Here is a 25775-nt window from a genome sequence, read left to right on the forward strand (position 1 = left end):
CACAGCCAGCACGGCCCGATACCGCTGCTCGGTCACGCTCAACTCCCTCATCTGGGGAGTGTCACCAATCAACCGGAGTAGCTGTCACCCATCACCCGAAGATGTGTGACGCATCAACCGAAGGCCGGACGTCACCCATCAGGCGAAGCAATACACGAGACACAGCGCCCCCGGCAGGACTCGAACCTGCAACCCACGGATTAGAAGGCCGTTGCGCTATCCATTGCGCCACGGGGGCTGGGCGCCGCCAGTATCCCAGCAGCGCCCAGCCCGTCCGTTGCTCCCCCCGACGTCCCTCACGGGTCGATGACGATGGTGCAGGTGATGGTCCGCGGTGACGGATCGATCTTGATGCCGGTGTAGGTCGCCGAGTCGTCCCAGCCCGTCGCGGCCGTGGTGTCGGCCGTGACGCCGGTGTTGGTGCAGGAGATGGCCTCCACGAGGCTGGTCTCACCCGAACCGCCGTCCCGGAAGTTGACCTGGAGATCGGCCAGCGGGGCGTTGACGAAGGTCGCGACTCCTGTGCCGGTCGGCTGGTTGTCGGAGCAGTTCGTGCCGGTCACGACCGTCACCGCCACGTTGGTCTGCGTGGCGCCGCCGTACCCGGGTGGCGGCGTCGTCTCGTTGACCGTGTAGTTGCCGGTTGCGAGCCCGGGGACGCACACCTCGCCGATGTCGGGGTCCGAGTCGCCCGTCCCGTTGTCGGTCACGCTGCCTCCGGTGTAGGAGAACACCGCTCCGGCCGTGGAGACCGCTCCGCCCTTGGTGCTGTTCTTGAGGATCTTCAGGGCGCCGAGCTGGAGCTCGTTGTAGTAGGTGCACTCGAGCACGTCGGTGTCGGCGTCGATGTCGAAGGTCACCTCGGGGCCGTCCAACGACGGTGTCACGCCCACGCTCGCCGAGCAGTCGACGCTGTCGAAGGCCCAGTTGGTCGGGATCACGTCCTCGGTCACGGTGTAGCCGCTGCCGAAGAGCACGCCGTTGAAGACCTTCTCGCCGTCGTCGGTCAGCGTGAAGGTGTTGCCGGAGGTCGGGTCGGTCCCGAACGTCTTGGTGTAGCCGAACACGGTGGTGTTCGGGTTCTCCTCCGGGATCGTCTGCTTGTGGATGACGACCTTGCCGCAGTTGGTGAGGTTGATGCCGACGGGTGCGACGAAGTCCTTGAGCTGTGAGGTGAACGAGTCGGAGGACCGGCTCTTCAGCATCGCGCTGCCGAACGACGAGCACTTGTTGGCCTGGAAGATCAGCCGCAGGTCGAGCTGCGCCTCACCGAAGGTACGAGCCTGCTTCGCGCCGCTGTCGATGAGTCCGTCCGACTCGGCGAAGGGGATCGTGGAGGAGTTGATCGTGCCGGCGGCGCAGGGGTTCCCGCCGCAGGTTGCCGACGGGATGTCGAGGTCCGCGGGGTCTCCCCAGGCCGTGCCGCTCCACGTCCGGGCGGTGATGTCGGCGCGTGAGCCTCCTTGGTCGATGGCGTACTCGAGCAGGAGGTCACCCGCGGTGCGGACCTTGTTGGGCCCGGAGGCGCAGTTCTGGCTCGACTGGTTGAACTCGAAGTCCATCAGCGTCGTGCCGCTCGGCTCCGACACGCGGCTCCACGCGAGGTTGAGGAACCCCGGGTGACCACCCGTGCCGGCCTCGCGGTAGACGTGGAAGCTGAGCAGGTCGCTCTTGTTGGGCGGGATCGAGTCGGTCACCGCGCCGGGGCACGACGTGTCCTCCTTGACGCCTCCGGCGTAGGAGTCGTCGCCCGTGCCGTTGACCTTGTCGGTGGCTCGGGTCTCGGTGACGTTCGCCCAGTCGAGCGAGGGCGGTGCGGCGTCGTCCACCTTGAGGTTGGCGTCGACGTCTATCTCGAAGTTGCTGCCGGCCAGCGACGCCTCGGCGTGGCTGGCGAAGGCCCCCGTGGAGGCCATGGCGATCACCAGGAGGGCGGCGCCGCCGACGGCCGCGGCTCTCCTGGTCCGGTGCGTGCGAAGGTGTGGATGCATGCCGGAGTCTCCTTGCGTGAAGGACTCGGTCGCGGTCGACGTGGAGGTCGGGGCCTGGTGCCCGAGGAGTCGGGTCTCGGCGCGCGCGCTGCGGCCGTGCGGATGTGGGTACGACCCTCGATCGTGGCCCTGGCACCCCGGGCCGTGCGCCGTCGCGACGATCACGATTTCGTCCTGCTTCTTCGCAAGTCCAGCCAGTTCGGTCAAGCGGGCCGACAGACTCGCCGCGGGTCCAGACCAGTCCAGACCGGTGTCCGGACGCGGACGGGCCGCCGACGGACGTGTCCGTCGGCGGCCCGGTGGTGGACGAGCACTGCGTCAGGCAGCCGCCCGCGCGGAGTCCTCGGTGCGCGCGGCCTCCTCGCGCCAGACGCTGCGCCCGCGCGGGGCGTCGTACGCCTCCTGGTCGAGGATGCCCTCGCGCTTGGCGACGATCGTCGGCACCAGCGCCTGGCCGGTGACGTTCACCGCGGTGCGACCCATGTCGAGGATCGGGTCGATCGCCAGCAGCAGGCCGACGCCCTCGAGGGGCAGGCCGAGCGTGGAGAGCGTCAGCGTCAGCATGACCGTCGCGCCGGTGACCCCCGCGGTGGCGGCCGAGCCGATCACCGAGACGAAGGCGATCAGCACGTAGTCGGTGACCGACAGGTCGAGGCCGAAGAACTGCGCGACGAAGATCGCCGAGATCGCGGGGTAGATCGAGGCGCAGCCGTCCATCTTGGTGGTGGCGCCGAGCGGCACGGCGAAGGAGGCGTACGAGCGGGGGACGCCGAGGTTGCGCTCGGTCACCGACTCCGTCAGTGGCATGGTGCCCACCGACGAGCGCGACACGAAGGCCAGCGAGATGGCCGGCCACGCGCCCGAGAAGAACTGGCGCACCGAGAGGCCGTGGAGGCGGAGCAGCGCCGGGTAGACGCCGGCGATGACCAGGGCCAGGCCGGCGTAGATCGCGACGGTGAACATGCCGAGCGAGCCGAGGGCGTCCCAGCCATAGCTGGCGACGGCGTTGCCGAGCAGGCCGACGGTCGCGATCGGGGCGAGCAGGATGATCCACCACAGGACCTTCTGCACGACGGCGAGCGTGGAGCGCACGAACGCGAGGAACGGCTCGGCGGCGTCGCCGACCTTCAGCGTCGCGATGCCGACTGCGATGGAGACCACGAGGATCTGCAGCACGTTGAAGGACAGGCCCACGGAGCCGTCGTCGGACGCCGAGCCCTCGAGCCCGAGCACGTTGGCGGGCACCAGGCCGGTGAGGAAGTCGAGCCACGAGCCGGTCGTCGAGGGCGCGGACGCCGCGTCGGAGGTGACGCTCGTGTGGTCGCCCGGCTGGAGGACCAGGCCGAGGACGATGCCGATGACGACGGCGATCAGCGCGGTGATGGCGAACCAGGCGAGGGTGCGCCACGCCAGGCGCGCCGCGCCGGTGACGTCGCGCAGGTTGGCGATCGAGGCGACGATCGCGAGGAACACGAGCGGGGGCACGACTGCGCGCAGCAGCGTGACGAACGTGCCGCCGACCGTGGCGAGGGTCTCGGTGAGCCAGTTGGGGTCGACCTCACCGGTCGAGGTGTCCACGCTGTCGGCGCCCATGCTGCGGGCGACGAGGCCGAGCGCGACGCCGAGCACCAGGCCGAGCAGGACCTGGACGCCGAAGGATGGGAGCGTGAAGCGGTTCCGCTTCTCGGGCTCCATGACAGGAGTACTCATGCTGGAGGGGCAACCTTTCGGGACCGCCCGGCCGGGAGCCGGACGCAGACGCAGCGGATGTCGGGATGTCGAGGGATCAGGCAGTGCGTCGATGGCGACAGAGCGCGCTCTCGGTGCGGGCCAGGTCGACGGCACGACGCTGCGTCAGCAGGTCTCCGACTGTCAGGTTGGTGCACACGCTGGGTCCAACCTGTGGCCATCCCCACTGATTCCGTGGTTCGAGTCACACGTCAGGAGTCGCCTGACTACAGTGCGCGCATGCTGTCTCGCCACGGCGCCCGTCTGGCCGCCTTCCTCGCCCCTGTCGCCCTTCTCCTGCCCACCGCGGCCCACGCCGACCAGGTCACCGTCGACGACGCCGCCGGTGACGCCAAGGCGATCAACTTCGGCTCCGAGCTGGCCGGCTTCCTCTTCGGGTCGGAGGTCGAGGGGCAGCCGCTGTTCCTCGACGCACCTGCCGAGGCGGCCACCGACATCACCCGCACGACCATCCAGCACGGCAGGCGGATCACCATCACGACCCACTTCCGCGACCTGGTCGAGACCGCGGAGCACTCCGTCGAGATGCGCGTGCTCGTTCCCCGGGGACGGTTCGACCTGTCGGTCGGTCGGTCCGCGGACGGGTCCGGGTACGCCCAGCTCGCGCCGCGCATGGTCTTCACCGAGGACGGTGACGTGCGTCCGCGCCTGTGCCGCTCGGTGCGCGGGCGCTACGACGTGGCCGCCGAGACCGTGACGGTGTCCTTCCCTGCTGCCTGCATCGGCAAGCCCCGCTGGGTCCAGGTCACCTCCGTGGCCAGCCGGATCCAGGTCACCCCGATCGGCGACGGCTCGGTCAACCTCGCCGGCTGGGCCGACGACGCCTTCCGCTCGAGCCTGAGCGAGAAGAGCATGGGTCGCAGCCCCAAGGTCCGCCGCGGCTGACACCGCCCCCGATCCCGACCAGGACGGACCGCGCATGTCTCGCCCCCTCCTTCCCCGCCTCGCTGCCCTCGTCGCGCCTCTCGCCCTGCTGCTGCCCACCGCCGCGCACGCGGAGACGGTCGTGACCGAGGATCCGGCCGGCGACGCCCGGGCGTGGACCGACTACCAGGAGTTCCAGTTCGTCCCGGCACCGGACGAGGAGTCGGTCGACGTCATCCGCACGGCCGCGGCGTTCGGCCAGCGTCGGCTGAGCGTCGCCGTGCACTTCCGCGACCTCGAGGCCCGGGTGCGCCACGGGACGCTGGTGCGGGTGTGGACGCCCCGTGGCGCCTTCGACGTCACCGCCGAGCGTCGTTCGTCGCGACGGACGACCGTCTCGCTCGCGAGGAAGGGTGGCGACACCCTCCGCTGTCGAGGGCTCAGCGGGGCGTACGACGGTGCAGCGGACACCGTCGTCCTCTCGGTCCCGGCGCGGTGCATCGGCGCTCCTCGGTGGGTGCGGCTCGGCGTCAGGGCGACCGCCACCCCGAGGGCGTTCGCGGACAACCCGGGCACCGTCTTCTTCCTCGTCGACGACGGCCACCGCCCCGGACTCAGGGAGAACAGCATCGGCAAGGGGCCGAGGATCCGCCGCGGCTGACCCTCACCGCGCGAGCAGCACCATCACCTCGTAGTGGGTCGTGTGCGGGAACATGTCGAGCACCCGCGCCTCGACGGGCCGCAGTGACGGCATGAGGGCGAGGTCGCGCGCGAGCGACTCGGCGTTGCACGACGAGTAGACGACGTGGCGCACGCCCGACTGCTCGAGCCACCCGGCCAAGTCGGGGCCGATCCCGCGCCGGGGTGGGTTGACCACGACGAGGTCGGGCACGTCGACCTGCTCGAGGGCGTACGCCGTGGCGTCCGCCGCGACGAAGCTCGCGCCCACTCCTAGCTCGGCCGCCGTGCCGGTCGCCGCGGCGACGGCGTCGGCAGAGACCTCCACCCCGAGGACCTCGCGCCCGGGGCCCGCGAGGTGGAGCGCGAAGCCGCCGACGCCGCAGTAGAGGTCCCACACGGTGCGGACGTCCGGCAGCGCGTCCACCCACGCGCGCGCCTGCTCGTACAACGCCTCGGCGACGAACGTGTTGGTCTGGAAGAACGACCGCGGTCCCAGCCGCAGCGTCACGCCGGTGGCGAGGCGCATCGGCAGGACCGCGTGCTCGGTGAGCACGATCTCGCGCTCACCCTCGAGGACCGCCTTGTGCTCGGGCTGCACGTTGATCGTCACCACCCGCAGTCCCGGCACCGCGTCCAGCAGGGCAGGCAGCCGGGACCGTACGCGGGCCTCCAGCGCCGTGGAGCGCATCACCAGCCGGAGCAGCATCTCGCCGTCGGGCGACTCGGTCAGCAGCACGTGCTTGAGCTCACCCGTGCGAGACGCGACGTCGTAGGGCGCCAGGCCGGCGTCCCTGATCCAGCCGGCGATCCGGTCGAGGGCCGTCGTCAGGCCGGGGGAGTGCAGGCCGCAGTCACGCAGGTCGACGCCGGCCAGGTCGCGGTCGAGGATCCCGAGGGTCGGTGCGTCGACCGTGCCGCCGACCGCCATCTTGGCCTTGTTGCGGAAGCCGGCCTCCGGGCCGGCCACGGTCCGCAGCCAAGCCGGTGCGTCGACCAGCGACCGGGCGTGCTGCTCCTTGTCGGAGAGCTGCCGGGCGCGTGGCACCTCCAGCAGCGTGCAGGAGCGGCACCGGAAGGCGTCGTAGTGGTGGCAGTCCATGGTTTCGAGACGGTCGCTGCGCGACCTCCTCAACCAGCGGACCTGTGGCGGCCCATCCACTCCTCGACGTCGGCCGACGTGCGGGGGAGCGCGGCCGAGAGGTTCCGGTGGCCGTCGGCGGTGACGAGGATGTCGTCCTCGATGCGGATGCCGATGCCGCGCAGCTCCTCGGGCACGAGCAGGTCGTCCTCCTGGAAGTAGAGGCCGGGCTCGACGGTGAGCACCATCCCCTCGGCGAGGTCGCCCTTGGGGTAGATGTCGGCCGACGAGCGGCCGCAGTCGTGCACGTCCATGCCGAGCATGTGCGAGGTGCCGTGGAGGGTCCAGCGCGCGTAGAGCTTCGACTCCGGGTCGAGGGCCTCCTCCGCGGAGACGGGCAGGAGCTGCATGTCGGCCAGGCCGTGCGCCAGCACCTCCATCGCCGCGTTGTGCGCGGCCAGGAACGGCACGCCGGGGCGTACGGCGTCGATGCCCGCCTGCTGCGCCTTCTGGACGAGGTCGTAGAGCTCGCGCTGCAGCGGGGTGAACGTGCCGTCGACCGGCAGCGTGCGGGTGACGTCGGCGGTGTAGAGGTTGTGGCCCTCCACGCCCATGTCGAGCAGGACCAGCTTGCCGGGCTCGATGGAGCCGGTGTTGTCGATCCAGTGCAGCGTCGTGGCGTGCGAGCCGCCGGCGCAGATCGAGTCGTAGCCGATGTCGTTGCCCATCGCGCGGGCGCGACGGAAGAAGGTGCCCTCGATCCAGCGCTCGCCGAACTCGAGGACGCGGTCCCACTCGCGCACGGAGTCCTCGAAGCCGAGCGTGGTGATGTCGCAGGCCTCCTGCAGCTCGCCCACCTCCCACTCGTCCTTGACCAGCCGCAGCTCGTCGGCGACGCGGGCGAGGTCCTCGTCCTTGGTCAGGTCGCGCGTCTTGCGGTCGTCGCCGAAGGACGGCAGGTCCTTGACGTGGCGCACCTCGATGCCGAGGGAGTCGGAGATCTCCTGCGCCGACGGGCGGCGGCCGGCCCACAGCTCGCCGTACTGGCGGTCGCGGAAGAACTCGTCGGTGTCGCGGTCGGAGCGCGGGCGGGCGTAGAGCACGGACTCGCCGTCCTCGACCACCAGCACGGCGTCGGAGGTCTGGTTGCCGGTGAAGTAGGTGTGGGCGGTGTCGGGCCGGAAGCGGTAGTCGGTGTCGTTGGCGCGCACCTTGTAGGTGCCGGCCGGCAGCACCAGGCGGTCGTCGGGGAAGGCCTCGGTGAGCTTCGCCCGGCGGGCAGCGGCCAGGTCCGCGACGGGGTGGCGCGGCACGTCGAGCTCGCGGTCGCCCCAGCCCTTGCGCATGAACGCGGCGTAGGCAGCCGGCACGGCGGGGTCGTGCGACTCGGTCTTGGGCTCGGTGCTCTCGGGTGTCGTCTGCTCGCTCACGCGGTCACTGTACGCCCGGCGGCGGGCGTGAAGTGCCCGAGGCGACGCCCCGGGGCCGCCGCCCCAAGGGGTGCGGCGAGGCGGGCGCGAGAGGCCTGCTCCGTTAGGGTCGGACCCATGCAGAGAGGCCGCCGCGACAGTGTCGCCTTCACCGTGGTGGTCGCGGCCCTGGTCCTCCTCGGCGGCATCGTGATGGCTGCCGTCGTCGCGTTCTCCGGCGCGCCCGGCACCCTCGCCCTCGCGGCGCTGGTCGCCGCCGTCCCCGTCGGTCCGCTGGTCGGCTGCTTCATGTGGCTCGACCGCTACGAGCCCGAGCCGCGCAACCTCCTCGTCGCCGGCCTGCTCTGGGGCGCGTTCGCCGCGACCGGCGCGGCGCTGGTCTTCCAGGGCCTCGGGCTGGTCGGCGGTGCCAGCGAGCGCGACAGCCTCGCCGTCGTCGCCCCCGTCACCGAGGAGCTCACCAAGGGTGCGTTCCTCATGCTCCTGCTGTGGTGGCGCCGCCACGAGCTCGACGGGGTGCTCGACGGCATCGTCTACGCCGGCATGGTCGGCGTCGGGTTCGCCTACACGGAGAACATCCTCTACCTCGCCGCCGCCTACGACGGCACCGACGGCCTCGGCCCCGGTGGGACCACCGCCCTGACCGTCACCTTCGTCGTGCGGTGCCTCATCAGCCCGTTCGCGCACCCGTTCTTCACCGCGTTCATCGGGATCGGCGTCGGGCTCGCGATCGCGTCGCGCCGGGTGTCCGTACGCGTGCTCGCGCCGGTGGTGGGCTTCGTCCTGGCCGCCTTCCTCCACGGCGTGTGGAACTCCTCCACGCTGTCGGGGACCGGTGGCTTCCTGGTCGTCTACGGCACGTTGATGTTCCCGGCCTTCGTCGGGGTCGTCGCCTTCGCGGTGTACCGACGCCGCTCCGAACGGCCGCTCCTCACCGAGGCCCTGCAGGACGCCGCGGACCGCGGGCTGCTCCCCGCCACCGACATCCCGTGGCTCGTCGACCTGCCCGCACGACGGCACGCCCGTCGCTGGGCACGCCACCACGGCGGCCAGCAGGCCGAGCGCGGCATGCGCGAGTACCAGGCCGTCGCGATCGAGCTCGGCTACCTCCACCACCGCTACCTGCGCGGGACCGCACCGGCCGACTTCTCCGTGCGCGGTCAGGAGCACGTCGAGGAGCTGCGCCGGATCCGCCCCTACATCTCCTTCCCCGGACAGGTGGTACCCACCCGATGAGCGACACCACGGCGATGGTGACGGCCCTCGTGCGGCTGCGTGGCGCCCTCCAGGAGGCGCGCCTGCCCCTCGAGCTCCCCGGTGCCGCCGAGCAGCGCGCGGCCCGGGCGGAGATGGTCGACCAGCTCGAGGACTACGTGATCCCGCGGCTGATGACCCTCGACGCACCGCTGCTCGCCGTCGTCGGCGGGTCCACCGGCGCCGGCAAGTCCACGCTGGTCAACTCCCTCGTCGGCACCCGCGTGACCGCCCCCGGCGTGCTGCGGCCGACCACCCGCTCGCCGGTCCTCGTGCACCACCCCGACGACGCCAGGTGGTTCGGTCAGGACCGGCTGCTCCCCGAGCTCGAGCGCGTCGACCGGCAGACCAACGACCCCGGAGCGCTCCAGCTGGTGCCGTCGCCGGCGATGGCGCCCGGCCTCGCGATCCTCGACGCGCCGGACATCGACTCCGTCGAGGAGCAGAACCGCGTCCTCGCCGCCCAGCTCCTCGCCGCCGCCGACCTGTGGCTGTTCGTCACGTCCGCGGCCCGCTACGCCGACCAGGTGCCGTGGGAGTTCCTGCGCAAGGCCGCGGAGCGGTCCGCCGCGGTCGCCATCGTCCTCGACCGCACGGCCCCGGACGCGGTGGACACCATCTCCACCCACCTCGCGCGGATGCTGGCCAGCAGGGGCCTCAAGGACTCGCCGCTCTTCGTCGTCGAGGAGGGCGAGGTCTCCGAGCTGGGGCTGCTGCCGGCGGCGGACATCCTGGAGATCCGGCAGTGGCTCCGGGCGCTCGCCGACGACCAGGAGGCGCGCGCCTCCGTCGTCCAGCAGACCCTCGACGGCGCCATCCGCACCCTCGGCCGGCGTACGCACACCGTCGCCGACGCCGCCACCGAGCAGGTCGACGCGGTGCGCCGGCTCCGGGAGGACGCCAACGAGGCCTACGACCGCGCCGTCACCGCCGTCGGCGAGGCCTCGGCCGACGGCTCGCTGCTGCGCGGGGAGGTGCTCGCCCGGTGGCAGGAGTTCGTCGGCACCGGCGAGCTGCTCCGCAGCCTGGAGACCCGCGTTGGCTGGTTGCGCGACCGCGTCGTCAACGCGGTCAAGGGCAAGCCCCAGCAGGCCGAGCGGGTCAGCGTCGCTGTCGAGTCAGGCCTCGAGACGCTCATCCTCGAGCACGCCGAGGCCGCGGCCGAGCGCGCCGAGGCGTCGTGGCGCGGCACCGCCGCCGGTCAGGTCCTGCTGCGTGACGCCGGCGAGGACCTCGGCCGCGCCTCTCGCGACTTCCGCCGCCGCGCCGAGCGCGCCGTGCGCGACTGGCAGTCCGACGTGCTGGAGATGGTCCGTACGGAGGGGGCCGACAAGCGGTCCACCGCGCGCTTCCTCGCCTTCGGCGTCAACGGCCTGTCCGTCGCCCTGATGGTCGTCGTCTTCGCCCACACCGCGGGCGTCACGGGCGCGGAGGCGGGCATCGCCGGTGGCTCCGCGGTGCTCGGCCAGAAGCTCCTCGAGGCCGTCTTCGGCGACCAGGCCGTCCGCTCGCTCGCCGAGCGCGCGCGCCTGCAGCTGGAGGCCACGATGCACGAGCTGCTCGACGCGGAGCGGCGCCGCTACACCGACCTCCTCGACAGCCTCCAGATCGCGCCGGAGACGCCGGACCGGATGCGCGCAGCGGCTCGCAAGGTCGACGACCTGCGATATGCCGCAGCGCACACCCCTATGGGTTCGGACAGCAGCGAGGGCGCGCCCTAGGGTTGGGGGACAAGCAGTCCGCCCAAGCCGTGAGGGAGTCATGACGTCGTTGCTCGAAGGTGCCAAGAACCTGGTCACCAGGAGCTCTGACATCGGCGCTCGCGTCGACGGGCTCGAGCGCGCCGCCGAGGCAGCCCGGGGTCGGGTCGACGACGCCGTCGTCGACGAGGCCGCGAAGGTCGCCGCGCGCGCCGCGGGCCGCCTCAGGCTGTCCGCCGACCACACGGTGGTCGCGCTCGCCGGGGCGACCGGCTCCGGCAAGTCCTCTACCTTCAACGCGCTGAGCGGGCTCGAGCTCGCCGCGGTCGGCGTACGCCGGCCCACCACGTCGTGGGCCACCGCCGTCGTGTGGGGCAAGCAGGGCGCGGAGGAGCTCCTCGAGTGGCTCGGCATCCCCGCCCGCCACCAGGTCACCCGCGACTCGATGCTGTCGAAGGCCGACGAGGACGCCGAGATGCGTGGAGTGGTGCTGCTCGACCTGCCCGACCACGACTCGACCGAGGTCTCGCACCACCTCGAGGTCGAGCGCCTCGTGCAGCTCGCCGACATGCTGGTGTGGGTCCTCGACCCGCAGAAGTACGCCGACGCCGCCATCCACGACCGCTTCCTCAAGCCGCTCGCCGGTCACCGCGACGTGATGCTCGTGGTGCTCAACCACATCGACACCGTGCCCGAGGACCGCCGCGCGGGCATGCTCGACGACGTACGCCGCCTCCTCGAGGCCGACGGCCTGGCCGGGGTGCCGGTGGTGCCGGTCAGCGCCCGCCACGGCTGGGGCATCGACGAGCTCCGCGGCATGGTCGCCAAGCGCGTCGCGGAGAAGAAGGTCACCCGCTCGCGGCTGGAGGCCGACGTGCGGTCCGCTGCGGAGCGGCTCGAGCAGGCCGTCGGCACCGGGAAGCCCCCGACCCTGTCTAAGGAGCGCGTGGCCGCCCTCGACGACGCGTTCGCCGACGCCGCCGGTGTCCCCACCGTCGTCAAGGCCGTCGCCGACTCGACGCGCCTGCGTGCCAACCGCGCCACCGGCTGGCCCGTCACGGCATGGTTCTCCCGGCTGAAACCCGACCCCCTCAAGCGGCTCCACCTCGACCTCGGCGCGGCGGGCAAGGAGCTCACCGGCACCGCCCGGACGTCCGTGCCGAAGGCGACCGGGGTGCAGCGCGCCCGGGTCGACACCGAGGTCCGCGCGCTCGCCGACCAGGTCGGCGAGGGGATGGCTCCCTCGTGGGCCGCATCCGTGCGGGCGGCCTCGGTCTCGCGGCTGCCCGACATCAACGAGCGCCTCGACAGGGCCGTCGCCGCCACCGACCTCGGCGCCGCGCGGATCCCGGCGTGGGCCGGCCTGGTGCGGGTCCTCCAGTACGTCCTGATCATCTCCGCCCTCGTCGGCGCGGGCTGGCTCGCCCTGCTCGCCCTGGGTTCGTACGCCCGGCTCCCCGAGCCGCCGACCCCGGAGATCGGCGCGTTCCCGCTCCCGACGCTGCTGCTGCTCGGCGGGATCGGCCTGGGCCTGCTTCTCGCCCTGGTGAGCCGGTGGCTGGTCGCCGCCACCGCGCGCAAGCGGGCGCGCACCGCCGACAAGCGGCTGCGCGACGCGATCTCCGAGGTCTCCAGCGAGCTGGTGGTCGCCCCGATCGAGGCCGAGCTGGCGTCGTACGCCGCGGTGCGCGAGGGGCTCACGGCGGCCCTGCGCTGAAGCGGCGGGCCCGGTTCCGGGCCGGCAGGCGTCCACAGGCGGCTCCTCGGGCCGTTCCTCCACAGGGCACGCCTGTGGTCGGCCCGTGCTGTCGGTCGGACTGCGGAGCCTTGGGTCATCGCGGCGGACCACCGTCGCCCGACCCGAGGAGTCATCACATGAACGACACCCACATCACCCTGACCGGCTGGATCGGCGGGGACGTCGCCCTCCGTGAGGTCGCCGGCGGCCGCGCGGTCGCCTCGTTCCGCCTCGCCTGCACCCCCACCCGCTACCGCGACGGCGAGTGGGTCAAGGGCACCACGTCGTGGCACACCGTCAAGGTGTGGAACCGGCTGGCGCGCCACGTCGCCGCCTCGCTCGGCAACGGCGACCCGGTGGTGGTGCACGGCCGGCTGGTGGCCGACGTGTGGGAGCGCGACGGCAAGCCGCAGACCTCGTTCGAGGTCGTCGCGACCTCGGTGGGGCACGACCTGACCCACGGCACCGCGAGGTTCACCCGGGCGGCGGCTGCCGAGGCGGCCGTGGAGCCCGCCGCCGAGCCTGCACCCGAGCCCGCACCCGAGCCCGCGCTCGGGTCCGCGCCGCAGGCGGCGTGAGCCGGGGCGCGATTGTCGGCGGGGGCGCGCTTCCCCGTAGGCTCGCCCGCATGGCTGAGTACGTCTTCACGCTGCGCAACGTGCGCAAGGCCCATGGTGACAAGGTCGTCCTCGACAACGTCACCCTCTCGTTCCTCCACGGCGCCAAGATCGGCGTCGTCGGACCCAACGGCGCGGGCAAGTCCACGCTGTTCAAGATCATGGCGGGGCTCGAGCACGCCAACAACGGCGACGCGATCAAGGACCCCGAGGCCACGGTCGGCATGCTCCAGCAGGAGCCGCCGCTGAGCGAGGGCAAGACCGTCCTGGAGAACGTCGAGGAGGCTGTCGCCGAGCTCAAGGGCAAGATGAAGCGCCTCGAGGAGGCCTACATGGAGATGGGCGAGCCCGACGCCGACCAGGACGCTCTCATGCAGGAGACCGGGGACCTCCAGACCGAGCTCGACAACGCCAACGCGTGGGACCTCGACAGCCGGCTCGACCAGGCCATGGACGCCCTGCGCTGCCCGCCGCCGGACGTGCTGGTCGACAACCTGTCCGGCGGTGAGCGTCGCCGCGTCGCCCTGTGCAAGCTGCTCCTCGAGCAGCCGGACCTGCTGCTCCTCGACGAGCCCACCAACCACCTCGACGCCGAGTCGGTCCAGTGGCTCGAGGGCCACCTCAAGTCCTACCCCGGCGCCGTCATGGCCATCACCCACGACCGCTACTTCCTCGACAACGTCGCCGAGTGGATCGCGGAGGTCGACCGCGGCCAGATCCACGGCTACGAGGGCAACTACTCGACCTACCTCGAGACCAAGCGCGACCGGCTCAAGGTCGAGGGTCAGAAGGACGCCAAGCGTGCCAAGATGCTCGAGAAGGAGCTGGAGTGGGTCCGCTCCAACGCCAAGGCCCGCCAGACGAAGAGCAGGTCGCGACTCGCGCGCTACGAGGAGATGGCGGCCGAGGCCGACCGGATGCGCAAGATCGACACCTCCGAGATCAACATCCCGGCCGGGCCACGCCTCGGTGACATCGTGCTCGAGGCCGACAACCTCGCGAAGGGCTTCGAGGGTCGCACCCTCATGCACGACGTCTCCTTCAAGCTCCCGCGTGCCGGCATCGTCGGCGTGATCGGCCCCAACGGCGTCGGCAAGACCACGCTCTTCCGGATGATCACCGGCCAGGAGGAGCCCGACGCCGGTGAGCTCAAGGTCGGCCAGACCGTGAAGATCTCCTACGTCGACCAGAGCCGTGGCGGCATCGACCCCAACAAGAACGTCTGGGAGGTCGTCTCCGACGGGCTCGACTTCATCAAGGTCGCCAACTTCGAGATGAACAGCCGCGCCTACGTCGCGTCGTTCGGCTTCAAGGGCCCCGACCAGCAGAAGAAGGCCGGCGTGCTCTCCGGTGGTGAGCGCAACCGCCTCAACCTCGCGCTCACCCTCAAGATGGGCGGCAACATGCTGCTCCTCGACGAGCCCACCAACGACCTGGACGTGGAGACCCTGTCCTCGCTCGAGGACGCGCTGCTCGACTTCCCCGGCTGCGCCGTGGTCACCTCCCACGACCGGTGGTTCCTCGACCGCGTGGCGACCCACATCCTCGCGTGGGAGGGCGACGACCAGGACCCGGCCAAGTGGTTCTGGTTCGAGGGCAACTTCGCGTCCTACGAGGAGAACAAGGTCGAGCGCCTCGGCATCGAGGCCGCGCGACCGCACCGGGTCACGCACCGCCGCCTGACGCGCGACTGATGAGCCGGGCAGCCGGCCGCGAGGAACGAGCGGCCGGCGTGGGCCCGGCCAGGTCGAGTGGCCCGCGACCGAGGGACGAGGTCGCGCAACGGCTGTATCGAGACCCGGTTACCTGATCTCCGACTCCGGGTGCCGGGTCACCAGGTGGTCGGAGATCCGGTCGAACACGCGGCCCACGGCGGCGAAGTCCTCGGCCGGCACGAGGTCGACCACGTTGCGTCGCACGCTCTCGACGTGGCACGGCGCGGCCTTGACGAGCAGGTCGTGGCCCGCCTCGGTCATGGTGGCCACCACGCCGCGCCCGTCCTCTGGCGTCGTGCCGCGGGTCACGTAGCCGGCCGCCTCCATCCGGGCGACCGTGTGCGTCACCCGGCTGCGCGAGTACGCCATGGCGTCGGCGAGCTGGGCCATCCGCATCGCGCGGCCGGGTCGCTCGGAGAGGCGCACCAGTACCTCGTACTCGGTCAGGGACATGCCGAACTCGCGCCGCAGGTCGTCGTCGAGCCGTTCGAGCAGCAGGGTCATGCCCATCATCAGGGCACGCCAGGAGTGCTGCTCGTCGTCGTCGAGCCAGCGCGGTTCCCCCGTCACGGTCATGACGGCAGCCTAGTGCCGACGAGCGCCCGTTCGGCTCAGGCTCAGGAGACCCGCTCGAGGATCATCGCCATGCCCTGGCCGCCGCCGACGCACATGGTGATGAGCCCGGTGGACTTGTCGTGCCAGTCGAGGCTGTTGAGCATCGTGTTCTGCAGCCGGGCCCCGGTCATGCCGAACGGGTGGCCGACCGCGATCGCGCCGCCGTTGACGTTGAGGCGGTCGAGGTCGATGCCGAGGTCCTGGTAGGACGGCACGACCTGGGCGGCGAACGCCTCGTTGATCTCGACGAGGTCGATGTCGTCGATGGTCATGCCGGCGTACCTCAGGGCGTTCCGCGTCGCCTCGACGGGGCCGAGGCCCATGATCTCGGGGGACAGGCCGGACACGCCGGTCGACACGATGCGGGCCAGCGGGGTGAGGCCGAGCTCGGCCGCCTTGGTGTCCGACATGATGACGACCGCGGCCGCGCCGTCGTTGAGCGCGCAGCAGTTGCCCGCGGTGACGACGCCGTCGGGGCGGAAGACCGGGTCGAGGCCGGCGATGGCGTCGTACGTCACGCCTGCGCGCGGGCCGTCGTCCTTGGTCACCACCGTGCCGTCCGGAGTGGTGACCGGCGTGATCTCGCGCTCCCAGAAGCCGTCGGCGATCGCCTTCTCGGCGAGGTTCTGCGAGCGTACGGCGAACTCGTCGAGCTCCTTGCGGTCCAGCCCGCGCAGCCGGGCGACGTTCTCCGCCGTCTGGCCCATCGCGATGTAGATGTCGGGGAGCAGGCCGTCCTCGCGGGGGTCGTGCCAGTCCTGGCCGCCCTTGGCGTACTCCTCGGTGCGCGCGCCGGCCTCGTCGAAGAGCGGGTTGCGGGTGCCGGGGAGGTGGTCGGAGGTGCCCTTGGCGAAGCGGGACACGGTCTCGACGCCGGCGGAGACGAAGATGTCGCCCTCGCCGGCCTTGATCGCGTGGAACGCCATGCGGGTGGTCTGCACCGACGAGGAGCAGTAGCGGGTGACGGTGGCGCCCGGGACCTCGAGCCCGAGCAGCGTCGTCACGACGCGCGCCATGTTGTTGCCCGACTCGCCGCCGGGCAGTCCGCAGCCGAGGAGGAGGTCCTCGATGGCCGCAGGGTCGAGGTCGGGGATCTTGTCGAGCGCGGCCTGGACGACGAGGGCGGTGAGGTCGTCGGGGCGGAAGTCCTTGAGCGAGCCCTTGTTGGCCCGGCCGATGGGGGAGCGCGCTGCGGAAACGATCACTGCCTCGGGCATGGAGAACTCCGGTTACTCGTGGGTTGCATGGTCTCCCGGCACCTTAGCGCCGCAGCCGGTCAGCCCTGCCCCTGGCCCGGGTCGAACCCGGCGAGCAGGAGGTCGACGCTGCTCGCCACGAACGCGCCGCGGCGGTCCGGGGGCAGCAGGAGCGAGGCGAGCAGCACGCCGTCGAGGGCGGCGACGAGTGCCTCCGCGGATCCCGGGTCGTTGCCCGCGTCGGCCAGGACGTCGCGGACCATGCCGACGAGGTCCTCGCGCCACTGGGTGAACCGTTCGGCGAGCCGGGCGTCGCGGGTCGCGGCGACGGTCAGCTCGAGCCTCGCCGCGAGCAGGTCCGGTTGCTCGAGCCACTGGGAGAACAGGGTGGACACCTCCGCGACGGCGCGCTCGTGGTCGCCCGGGCAGCACGCCAGGCGCGTGCCCAGCGCCGCGACGTCTGCCGCCAGCCGGTCGGCGACGAACTTCCCGAGCGCGCCCAGGAGGGCGTCGCGGGTGCGGAAGTAGGCCGACGAGCTCCCCTCGGGGAGGCCGGCCGCGCGGTCGACCGCGCGGTGGGTGAGGCCGCGGTTGCCGCTCCTCGCCAGCACGGTCGTCGCCGCAGAGAGGATCTCGCGGCGGCGCGGCGACAGGGCGTCGTTCCTGGGGCTCACCGGGTCTCCTCTCCCGACCGCGGTGATGCAGGACACCTGTGGTCCGGCTTGCGGTTCGGCGAGGGCAGCGTAGTCTTCTACATACGTAGAACCTACATCTGTAGAAGGAAGGCCCCCATGCAGCTCCTCGCCAGCACCGCCCTCGCTCCCTACCTGTCCTTCGTGGGCGTGGTGCTCCTCGTCGGCCTGGTCACCGTGCTCGCCGTCGCGCCCGTCGCCGTGCGCGAGGCCCGACGCGACCGCCGGGCCCGTCACGAGTCGATCCCGACCTACTACGGCCGTCTGCACTTCGCACACTGATCGCCGGCCCCGGTCGCATCTGCGACGATCGGGTCGTGCGCCATCTGTACCGCTGCCCGCTGAGGTGGGCCGACCTCGACCTGCTGGGCCACGTCAACAACGTCACCTACGTCGACTACCTCCAGGAGGCGCGGGTCGACATGTTCCGCACCCACGCCCCCGACAGCCGGGCCGAGGACCTGGCCGAGGGCGTGGTGGTGGTCCGGCACGAGGTGACGTACGTGTCCTCGCTGACCTTCGGCTTCGAGCCGGTGGCGATCGAGTGCTGGGTGACCGAGATCCGCGCGGCCAGCTTCACCATGGCCTACGAGGTCTTCGAGGAGGACGAGTCGGGTGGGCGCACCGTGTTCCTCCGCGCGCGCACGGTGCTGACCCCGTACGTCTTCGCCACCGAGCGCCCGCGGCGGCTGCACGCGGAGGAGCACGAGTCGCTGTCGCGGCTCCTCGAGCCGGACGAGCCCGTCCGGCCGCGCCCGGCGCCCGAGGTGGTCGACGTGCCGGGCGGGCACTACCCGGTCCACGTGCGGTTCAGCGACGTCGACGTCTACGGCCACGTCAACAACGTGAAGTACTTCGAGTACTTCCAGGAGGCGCGGATCCAGCTGATGGTGGCCAGCGGCCGCGAGCTCGGTGAGGGCTACCACCTCGTTGTCGCGCAGACCGACGTCGACTACCGGCGCCCGATCCTGTTCCGCGCCGAGCCCTACGACTGCCGTACGTGGGTCTCCCACCTGGGCAGCACCTCGGTCGTCTTCGAGTCCGTGGTGCGCGACGGCGACGAGGTCCTCGCCCGCGCGCGCGTCGTGGGGGTCTGCATCGACAGCGCCAGCGGGCGGCCGGCGCCCGTCCCCGACGCCTTCCGCGAGATCGTCGCGGCCGCTAGTCCATCGAGTTGACCATGAACTGGGCCGCGTGGGTCACGTAGTCCCAGAAGCGTGCGTCCTGCTCCTCGGTGAGGTCGGCCTCGTCCAGGCCCGCCCGGAAGTGCACGAGCCAGCGCTGGGCGGCCTCGGGGGTCACCCGGAACGGCGCGTGACGCATCCGCAGGCGCGGGTGCCCGCGCGTGTCCCCGTACGTCGTCGGCCCGCCCCAGTACTGCACGAGGAACAACGTGAAGCGCTCCTCGGCCGGGCCGAGGTCCTCCTCGGGGTACATCGGCCGCAGCAGCTCGTCGTCGGCCACGCCCTCGTAGAAGCGGTGGACGATCGTGCGGATCGTCGCCTCGCCGCCGATCTCGTCGTAGAACGTGGTCGTCACCCGGCCATTGTGTCCGGTGCCTGCTCGCGCGCTCAGGCGGGCCCCTCGGCGCGGGCGGGACCCTGTGCCGGCGGGGTGCCGGCCGGGGGCTCGGCGGGCGAGTCGGCGGCGTCGCCGTCGGGCTGCCGCGGGTCGCCGTCGCGCATCCACAGCACGCGCTGGGCGAAGGGGATCTCGATGCCCTCGTGGTCGAAGCGGTACTTGATGCGCTGGCGCATCTCGCGGGCGACCGCCCACTGCTCGAGGGGAGCCGTCTTGAGCGCCACGCGCACGACCACGGCGTCCGGCCCGAGGTCCTGCACGCCCCACACCGAGGGCTCCTCGATGATGCGGCCCTTGAAGTCCTCGTCCTCCCAGAGGTCGTGGGCGACGTCGGCCAGCACGCTGCGCACGCGGGCGAGGTCCTCGCCGTACCCCACGCTCACGTCGAGCACGGTGCGGGCCCAGTTCTGGCTCATGTTGCCCACGCGCAGGATCTCGCCGTTGCGGACGTACCAGACCGTCCCGTTGACGTCGCGCAGCCGCGTGACGCGCAGGCTGACGGCCTCCACGGTGCCGACGGCCTCACCGAGGTCCACCTCGTCGCCCACGCCGTACTGGTCCTCGAAGATCATGAAGATGCCGGACAGGAAGTCCTTGACCAGCGCCTGCGAGCCGAAGCCGATCGCGACGCCGATGATGCCGGCGCTGGCGATGAGCGGCGCGATGTCGTAGCCGAGCTCGGCGATGAACATCAGCGCGATCACGACCATCACGACGCCGGTGACGATGCTCTTGAGCAGCGAGCCCATGGTGGCGGCGCGCTGGACGCGCCGGGTGTAGGCGGGGTCCTCGCGCAGGTTGAGCGCGGCTCCCATCCGACCGCCGGCGATGGCGCGGCTGACCCGGTTGGGCAGCATCCCGTGCTCGGCCTTCAGCACGACGCGGTCGATCAGCCGGTGGAGCAGCCACCGGACCGTGAGTCCGATGAGGATCAGTCCCACCAGGGCCGACGGCTTGCCGACGACCCAGTCCGCGACGTTGGCCAGCTGCTGGTTCCCGGTCTGGTCGAAGACCCAGCCGCAGATGTTCTCGTCGGGTCCGCAGGTGGACATCAGGTTCAGGGTTTCGGTCTCGCTCCCGGAGACCTCGGTCACGTTGATGATCGGGGTGGTGAGGGGGTGAGGCATGCCCGCCAGTATGGCGATAGCCTTGTAGCCGTGACCACGCACGTCAGCCTGCACGTCAGCCCCTCCCGCTCGCCCCGCAGCGCGTACGCCCGCTGGGCCGGGCGCGCAGCCGTCGTGGCCGCGGCCCCCGCCCTGGCCCTGCTCTCCGCGCCGGCCCACGCCGACGTGCCTGCTGGCTGGGGCGACCAGACCGAGCACCAGGGCCTCGACGCCCTGCACAGCCTCGGCATCTTCCTCGGGGCGCCGCTGCTGCTGTTCGTGATCATCGCGGTCGCGGTCTACCTGCCCGCCATGATCCGTGGCGAGAAGCTGCTGCCCGACCACTCCGCCGGCGAGGCCCAGTGGATCGGCGGCCCCCGTCAGGGTGTCGCCGAGCTGCCCGCGCCCGACGGCGCGGACTCCCGGGCGGGTGGCGCCAGTGGCAGCTGGTGAGCTGAGCGAGACCGACCGGCTGTCCCTCGACAAGGCCATCCGTCTCGCCGAGCAGACGTGCCGCTTCGAGTTCTCGGTCTATGTCGGGCCGGCCGAGGGTGACGACACGCGCGCCTGGGCGACCCGGCTGCACAACCGTCTCGTCGCCCCCGCACGCAGCGTGCTCGTGCTCGTCGACCCGCGCCGACGCGTCGTCGAGGTCGTGACCGGCGGTGACGTGCGCCGGCACCTGACCGACGCCGAGGTCGAGCTGGCCGTGCTGACGATGTCCTCGGAGTTCGCCGCCGGCAACCTCGCCGCGGGCCTCCAGCGCGGCATCGCGATGCTGGCCGAGCACGCCCGCCCGCAGAACACGCTCCACGCCTGACGGCGAGCGGGGCCTGACGGACACGACGAAGCCCCCTCCCGCGATCCGCTCGCGGGAGGGGGCTTCGGTCGTTCGTACGCCTCGCTCAGCGGGCGTCGTACCGCTGGGCCGTCAGGGCCCGGGCGATCTCGGCGCGCGCCTCGCCGACGTAGCGCTGCGCCTGCTTGGGCGCCTTGTTGTCGGCGAGCCACTCGTCGAGGCGCGCGAGCGTGGCCTCCGAGCCGAGCGGCCTGGGGAAGCCGTGCTCGAGGATCGTCGACGCCTTGTGGAAGCCCAGCACGTCGACGAGCGTCTCCGAGGCGGTCAGGAACTTCTCGAGGTAGGGCTCGAGCACGTCCTCCTGGCCGAACCGGAAGATCGAGAACGCGATCTCGCGCGAGGTCTCGTTGGGCGTGGCCGGGTCGACGAGCGCGTCCCAGGCGGCGGCCTTGGCCTCGGCGGTCGGCTGGGCGGCGCGCGCGGCCGCGGCCTGCTCCTGGCCGGAGATGGTCTTGTCGACCTCGAGCTCGGCGTCGATCTCGGCGTCCCCGAAGCGACCCTGCTTGGCGAGGGCGGTGATGAGCGCCCAGCGCATGTCCTGGTCGATCGCGAGGCCCTCGACCTCGAACGACCCGTCGAGCAGGCCGATCAGGTCGTCGAGCGCCGCGTCGCTGTGCGCGGCGCCGGCGTACGACCGGGCGAAGGTGAGCTGGTGGTCGCTGCCCGGCTCGGCGGCGAGCAGGAGCTCGCGCAGGCCAGTCTCCCATCGCGCCTTCAGCTCCGACCGGTGGGCGGGGGCGGAGTAGAAGTTGACGGCCAGTGCGGTCGAGGCCGGGATCCGGGTGACCGCCCACGCGTCGGTCTCCGCGCCGATGTTGGCGAGCACGAGGTCCGCCCAGTCGCGGGTGCGCATCTCACCGTCGCGGGTCATGTCCCACGCGGCACCCCACACGAGCGCGCGCGGCAGGGAGTCGTCGAACGTGGACAGAGCCGAGATCGCGGTGGCCATGGACCGCTCGTCGAGGCGGATCTTGGCGTAGGCGTGGTCCTCGTCGTTGAGCAGCAGCAGCGCGGGCTGCTTGACGCCGACCAGCTCGGGCACCTCGGTGCTGGCGCCCTCGACGTCGATCTCGAGGTAGTCGCGACGGACCAGGCGGCCCTCGACCTCGTCGTAGAGGCCGATGCCGAGGCGGTGGCGCCGCAGCGTCGGCCAGTCCTCGTGGGCCGTCTGCTCGACGGAGAACGACGAGTAGGCGCCCTCGCCGTCGAGCTCGAACGCCGGCGCGAGGGTGTTGACGCCGGCGGTCTGCAGCCACTCCTGCGCCCAGCCCTGGAGCTCACGGCCCGAGGACTTCTCGAGCGTGGTGAGCAGGTCCTTGAACTCGGGGTTGCCGTACTCCCACTCCTTGAAGTAGGCGCGCAGGCCCTCGAGGAACGGCTCGATGCCCACCCACGCCACGAGCTGCTTGAGCACCGACGCGCCCTTGGCGTAGGTGATCATGTCGAAGTTGACCTCGACGGCGTGCAGGTCGACGTTGTCGGCCGCGATCGGGTGCGTCGAGGGCAGCTGGTCGGCGCGGTAGCCGGTCTGCTTGCGGGCGTTGGCGAAGCCCGTCCAGGCGTCGTCGAACTCGGTGGCGTTGGCCTCGCACCAGTAGCAGGCCCACTCGGCGAACGACTCGTTGAGCCAGAGGTCGTCCCACCACTTCATCGTGACGAGGTCGCCGAACCACATGTGGGCCATCTCGTGGGTGATGACCGAGGCGCGGAACTCGAAGAACGAGCGCGGCTGACGGCTGCGGGGGAGGTACTCGTCGCGCAGCGTCACGCAGCCGGCGTTCTCCATCGCGCCGGCGTTGTACTCGGGGACGTAGAGCTGGTCGTACTTGCCGAACGGGTAGGGGTAGTCGAACTGCTCCTCGAACCACGCGAAGCTCTGCTTGGTGAGCTTGACGAGCTCGGCCGTGTCCAGGTGCTCCTTGAGCGACTGGCGGCAGTAGTGGCCGAGCGGGATCGTGCCGAACTTGCCCTCGTAGGTGTCGAACTCGCCGTGGTACTCGCCGGCGACGATCGCGGTGATGTAGGTCGACATCCGCTTGGTGGTCGGGAAGCTCCACAGCGACGCACCGTCGCCGGCGTCGGTCGGCTCGGGGGTGGCGGCGTTGGAGACCACGACCCAGTGCGACGGCGCGGTGACGTTGAAGGTGAAGACGGCCTTGAGGTCGGGCTGCTCGAAGGTGGTGAAGACGCGCCGGGCGTCAGGCACCTCGAACTGGCTGTAGAGGTAGACCCTGCCGTCGGCAGGGTCGACGAAGCGGTGCAGGCCCTCGCCGGTGTTGGAGTAGGCGCAGTCGGCGGTGACGACGAGCGTGTTGGTCGCCTCGAGGTCGTCGAGCGCGATGCGGCTGTCGGCGTACGCCGTGGCGGGGTCGAGGCTGCGTCCGTTGAGCGTGATCTCGCGGACCGTCGGTGCGACCAGGTCGGCGAACGTGCTGGCGCCGGGCTCGCGGCAGGTGAACTCCAGCGTGGTGGTGGAGACGAAGGTGGTCTCCTCGGGTCGGGTGGCTGACGTCAGGTCCAGGTCGACGGTGTACGCCGAGACGTCCAGGAGCGCGGCGCGGGTGGCGGCCTCGTCCCGGGTGAGGTTGGTTCCAGGCATGCGGGCATCCTGCCACCGGGGTTGTGGCCCGGCCCACACAGGTGGGGAATACGTGGCCGAGGCGAGGGCTTGTGGTGGACATGGCTACCGCTGACCTCTGGTTCGACCCGCTCTGTCCCTTCGCCTGGATCACGTCGCGCTGGATCCGCGAGGTCGAGCAGGTCCGCGACATCGACGTGCAGTGGCACGTGATGTCGCTGGCCTACCTCAACAAGGACAAGGACATCCCGGCCGACTACCGCGAGATGCTCCAGGGCACCGAGAAGCCGGTCCGGGTGGCGATCCGGATCGCCGAGCTGTACGACAACAAGACCCTCGGCGACTGGTACACCGCGATCGGCACCCGTCGCCACAACAACGGCGAGGAGCTCTCGGAGGAGACCGTCGCCGCGTCGCTGGCCGACGTCGGCCTGCCGGCCGACCTGATCGACGCCTGGGACGACGCCTCGCTCGACGACGCCGTCGCCAAGAGCCACCACGAGGGCATGGACGCCGTCGGCGACGACGTCGGGACCCCGACCATCCACATCAACGGCTCGGCGTTCTTCGGTCCGGTGCTGTCGAAGATCCCGCGCGGCGAGGAGGCCGGCGAGCTGTGGGACGGGGCCGTCGCCGTCGCCAAGTTCCCCTACTTCTACGAGCTCAAGCGCTCGCGCACGGGAGACCTCGACTTCAGCTGACGCCGGGGTCGGCCGTGCGCACCGCGCGGTCGGCCAGCTCGGCGCCGGCCGCGTCGTACAGGCCGACGACGGCCGCCCGCTCCACGAGCTGGGCGACCTCCTCGTCGTAGCGCGTCACGGCGGTCACCGACCCCCCGAACCCGCTGCGTTGCAGCTGCTCGAGCGCTGCGAGGTTGCTGCCGTGGAACGGCATCGCCAGGAGGACCAGCCGCACGGTGCCCTCGTCCCGGACCCGGGCCCAGAAGAGCGGGTCGGTGGCGTCGCCCTCGACCACGTGCAGCCCCTCGGCGGTCAGGTCCCCGGCTCGCGCGGCGTCGGAGTCGACGCCGGTGACCCGCAGGCCGTAGCCCTCGACGAGCCTGGTGCTGGCCGCCCGTCCCAGGCGTCCCATCCCCAGCACGAGGGCGTCAGCACCCCGCAGGTCGACGGGACGCTCCTCCGGGTGCAGGCGTCGGGGGTCGGGGACGCGGCGCGATGCCGCGGCCGACACGCCGTCGACGGCCGCGCTCGTCACCGACGCGGCGACGAAGCTCAGCGCGACCGCCGTCGAGACCACGACCAGCCACTCGGGGTCCAGGGCGCCGGCGGAGGCCGCCGCCACGACGACGATGAGCGCGAACTCCGAGAAGCTCGCGAGCGAGACGGCCGCGCGGGTGGCCGTCCGTACGCGGAAGCCGCACGCCCGCAGCAGCAGCGCGAAGAGGGTGGCCTTCAGCGGCACCAGCGCCACCAGCGCCACCGCCAGCGCGATGCCGGACGCGTCGGGCGCGCCGTGCAGGCCGACCGACAGGAAGAAGGCGACCAGCAGCAGCTCCTTGACGGAGAAGACGGACTTGGCCACCTCCTCCGCCCGCGGCGAGGGCGCGAGCAGCACGCCGATCGCGAGGGCTCCGAGGTCTCCCTTCAACCCGGCCGCGTCGAACAGGGCGTAACCGGGGACCAGTGCGAGGGCGACGCCGACGAGCGTGAGCAGCTCGCCGTGGTCGAGCCGGGCGAGCATGCGGCGCGCGGGCCACGAGGCGGGCACCAGGAGCAGGAGGAGTGGCGCCCACCAGCGGGGCGCCTCACCCTCGACGACGGCCAGGACGGCCACGGCGACCAGGTCCTGCACGACCAGGATCCCGATGGTGGTGCGTCCGGGGAGTGATCGCGCGGCGTTCTGCTCCTCGAGCACCTTGACCGCGACCACCGTGCTGGAGAAGGAGAGTGCGAGCGCCACCAGCACCAGGTCGGCGCCCTCGACGTCGGCGAGGAGCCCCACGCCGACGGCTCCGGCGGCCGCGAGAAGGGTCAGCACCAGCACGATGCTCAGGAGCGCGTGCACCGCGCTCACGCCGAGCACCTCGCGACGTACCAGCACGCGGATGTCGAACTTCAGCCCGATGGCGAACAGCAGCAGCACCACGCCGAGGTCCGCCAGCGTGTCCAGGGCGGGCGTGCCGGTCACGCCCAACCCGGCGAGCACGAACCCGGCGAGCAGGAAGCCGACCATGGGCGGCAGTCGCAGTGCGTGGGCCAGCAGGCCGCCGGTCACGGCCACCGACAGCATGAGCACCAGGTCGATCGACATCCCACCTCCCAGCGGCCGGTCGGCGCCACCCTAAGGTGCTGCGCCCGGTCGCCGTGGTAC

Annotated in this window: 23 protein-coding genes and 1 tRNA gene; 12 read left to right on the top strand and 12 right to left on the bottom strand. The window is 71.6% G+C overall.

The features are described 5' to 3' along the window. Window positions 1-165: 165 nt before the first annotated feature. The 3 genes from IEZ24_RS20845 to IEZ24_RS20855 form a co-directional block, all read right to left on the bottom strand. Window positions 166-238 (bottom strand) — tRNA-Arg (locus IEZ24_RS20845). 58 nt (window positions 239-296) lie between these two features. Beyond that, window positions 297-1991, bottom strand: coding sequence for an MSCRAMM family protein (locus tag IEZ24_RS20850; protein ID WP_129457047.1), 1695 nt, complete (start codon window positions 1989-1991; stop codon window positions 297-299). A gap of 318 nt (window positions 1992-2309) precedes the next feature. After that, window positions 2310-3701 carry a dicarboxylate/amino acid:cation symporter gene (locus tag IEZ24_RS20855; protein ID WP_129457046.1) on the bottom strand — a complete coding sequence of 464 codons (1392 nt, stop codon included), beginning with the start codon at window positions 3699-3701 and terminating at the stop codon, window positions 2310-2312. 258 nt (window positions 3702-3959) lie between these two features. On the opposite strand from IEZ24_RS20855, the gene IEZ24_RS20860 reads away from it, so the two are divergent. After that, window positions 3960-4625, top strand: a complete 666-nt coding sequence (locus IEZ24_RS20860) for a hypothetical protein (RefSeq protein WP_129457045.1) — start codon at window positions 3960-3962, stop codon at window positions 4623-4625. A 34-nt stretch (window positions 4626-4659) separates the two neighbouring features. Then, window positions 4660-5265 (top strand): hypothetical protein, encoded by a 606-nt coding sequence (locus IEZ24_RS20865; RefSeq protein WP_129457044.1) that lies wholly within the window; start codon window positions 4660-4662, stop codon window positions 5263-5265. A gap of 3 nt (window positions 5266-5268) precedes the next feature. Here IEZ24_RS20865 and rlmC read toward each other — a convergent pair whose 3' ends face one another. Together rlmC and IEZ24_RS20875 are read right to left on the bottom strand one after the other, a co-directional pair. Continuing rightward, window positions 5269-6384, bottom strand: a complete 1116-nt coding sequence (gene rlmC, locus IEZ24_RS20870) for a 23S rRNA (uracil(747)-C(5))-methyltransferase RlmC (protein ID WP_129457043.1) — start codon at window positions 6382-6384, stop codon at window positions 5269-5271. A gap of 29 nt (window positions 6385-6413) precedes the next feature. Then, entirely contained in the window at window positions 6414-7793 is a 1380-nt protein-coding gene (locus IEZ24_RS20875; protein WP_242498624.1) for an aminopeptidase P family protein, read from the bottom strand. Window positions 7794-7910: 117 nt separating this feature from the next. On the opposite strand from IEZ24_RS20875, the gene IEZ24_RS20880 reads away from it, so the two are divergent. The 5 genes from IEZ24_RS20880 to ettA all read left to right on the top strand — a co-directional run bounded on the left by IEZ24_RS20880 (window position 7911) and on the right by ettA (window position 14796). Continuing rightward, on the top strand, window positions 7911-9029 hold the full coding sequence (locus IEZ24_RS20880; RefSeq protein WP_129457042.1) for a PrsW family intramembrane metalloprotease: 1119 nt from the start codon (window positions 7911-7913) through the stop codon (window positions 9027-9029). Then, window positions 9026-10768: a dynamin family protein gene (locus IEZ24_RS20885; protein WP_224745657.1), complete on the top strand. Its 1743-nt coding sequence runs from the start codon at window positions 9026-9028 to the stop codon at window positions 10766-10768. Before IEZ24_RS20880 ends, IEZ24_RS20885 begins: the two co-directional genes overlap by 4 nt. A 40-nt stretch (window positions 10769-10808) precedes the next feature. Continuing rightward, complete coding sequence (locus IEZ24_RS20890) at window positions 10809-12464, top strand: YfjP family GTPase (protein ID WP_129457041.1); 1656 nt, start codon at window positions 10809-10811, stop codon at window positions 12462-12464. A 158-nt stretch (window positions 12465-12622) separates the two neighbouring features. Next, window positions 12623-13063, top strand: coding sequence for a single-stranded DNA-binding protein (locus IEZ24_RS20895; RefSeq protein WP_129457040.1), 441 nt, complete (start codon window positions 12623-12625; stop codon window positions 13061-13063). A gap of 50 nt (window positions 13064-13113) precedes the next feature. Continuing rightward, window positions 13114-14796, top strand: coding sequence for an energy-dependent translational throttle protein EttA (ettA, locus tag IEZ24_RS20900; protein WP_129457039.1), 1683 nt, complete (start codon window positions 13114-13116; stop codon window positions 14794-14796). A gap of 108 nt (window positions 14797-14904) precedes the next feature. On the opposite strand, the gene IEZ24_RS20905 is transcribed toward ettA, so the two are convergent. From IEZ24_RS20905 to IEZ24_RS20915, 3 genes are read right to left on the bottom strand one after another with little or no spacing between them, the layout of a single operon-like run. Then, window positions 14905-15393, bottom strand: coding sequence for a MarR family winged helix-turn-helix transcriptional regulator (locus IEZ24_RS20905; protein ID WP_191192894.1), 489 nt, complete (start codon window positions 15391-15393; stop codon window positions 14905-14907). A gap of 41 nt (window positions 15394-15434) precedes the next feature. Continuing rightward, window positions 15435-16649, bottom strand: coding sequence for an acetyl-CoA C-acetyltransferase (locus IEZ24_RS20910; RefSeq protein ID WP_129457038.1), 1215 nt, complete (start codon window positions 16647-16649; stop codon window positions 15435-15437). Between the two features lie 59 nt (window positions 16650-16708). Continuing rightward, entirely contained in the window at window positions 16709-17302 is a 594-nt protein-coding gene (locus IEZ24_RS20915) for a TetR/AcrR family transcriptional regulator (RefSeq protein WP_207206947.1), read from the bottom strand. A gap of 117 nt (window positions 17303-17419) precedes the next feature. On the opposite strand from IEZ24_RS20915, the gene IEZ24_RS20920 reads away from it, so the two are divergent. Both IEZ24_RS20920 and IEZ24_RS20925 read left to right on the top strand, forming a co-directional pair. Further along, the gene (locus IEZ24_RS20920; RefSeq protein WP_129457037.1) at window positions 17420-17602 is read left to right on the top strand and encodes a hypothetical protein; all 183 of its coding nucleotides are present in this window, start codon (window positions 17420-17422) and stop codon (window positions 17600-17602) included. Between the two features lie 35 nt (window positions 17603-17637). Beyond that, window positions 17638-18498, top strand: coding sequence for an acyl-CoA thioesterase (locus tag IEZ24_RS20925; protein ID WP_129457036.1), 861 nt, complete (start codon window positions 17638-17640; stop codon window positions 18496-18498). Here IEZ24_RS20925 and IEZ24_RS20930 read toward each other — a convergent pair. Beyond that, window positions 18482-18859, bottom strand: coding sequence for a globin (locus tag IEZ24_RS20930; RefSeq protein ID WP_129457035.1), 378 nt, complete (start codon window positions 18857-18859; stop codon window positions 18482-18484). The genes IEZ24_RS20925 and IEZ24_RS20930 overlap by 17 nt on opposite strands. A 32-nt stretch (window positions 18860-18891) precedes the next feature. Next, window positions 18892-20028: a mechanosensitive ion channel family protein gene (locus tag IEZ24_RS20935; protein ID WP_224745658.1), complete on the bottom strand. Its 1137-nt coding sequence runs from the start codon at window positions 20026-20028 to the stop codon at window positions 18892-18894. A gap of 30 nt (window positions 20029-20058) precedes the next feature. Between IEZ24_RS20935 and IEZ24_RS20940 the strand changes: the two genes are divergently transcribed. Beyond that, window positions 20059-20460, top strand: coding sequence for a hypothetical protein (locus tag IEZ24_RS20940; protein WP_165356217.1), 402 nt, complete (start codon window positions 20059-20061; stop codon window positions 20458-20460). Next, a complete protein-coding gene (locus IEZ24_RS20945; protein WP_165356216.1) occupies window positions 20447-20827 on the top strand; it encodes a DUF5130 family protein in 381 nt (126 codons plus the stop codon). The genes IEZ24_RS20940 and IEZ24_RS20945 overlap by 14 nt, the downstream gene beginning before the upstream one ends. A gap of 85 nt (window positions 20828-20912) precedes the next feature. Here the strand turns inward: IEZ24_RS20945 and pepN are convergent, their stop codons facing one another. Beyond that, complete coding sequence (gene pepN, locus IEZ24_RS20950; RefSeq protein WP_129457033.1) at window positions 20913-23465, bottom strand: aminopeptidase N; 2553 nt, start codon at window positions 23463-23465, stop codon at window positions 20913-20915. Between the two features lie 80 nt (window positions 23466-23545). Between pepN and IEZ24_RS20955 the strand changes: the two genes are divergently transcribed. Further along, window positions 23546-24145, top strand: a complete 600-nt coding sequence (locus IEZ24_RS20955) for a mycothiol-dependent nitroreductase Rv2466c family protein (RefSeq protein WP_129457032.1) — start codon at window positions 23546-23548, stop codon at window positions 24143-24145. Here the strand turns inward: IEZ24_RS20955 and IEZ24_RS20960 are convergent. Then, window positions 24138-25715, bottom strand: coding sequence for a cation:proton antiporter domain-containing protein (locus tag IEZ24_RS20960; RefSeq protein ID WP_224745659.1), 1578 nt, complete (start codon window positions 25713-25715; stop codon window positions 24138-24140). The two genes, IEZ24_RS20955 and IEZ24_RS20960, sit on opposite strands and share 8 nt — an antisense overlap. Window positions 25716-25775 lie beyond the last annotated feature (60 nt).

This window comes from Nocardioides ganghwensis, assembly GCF_014779655.1.
Classification (GTDB): domain Bacteria; phylum Actinomycetota; class Actinomycetes; order Propionibacteriales; family Nocardioidaceae; genus Nocardioides; species Nocardioides ganghwensis.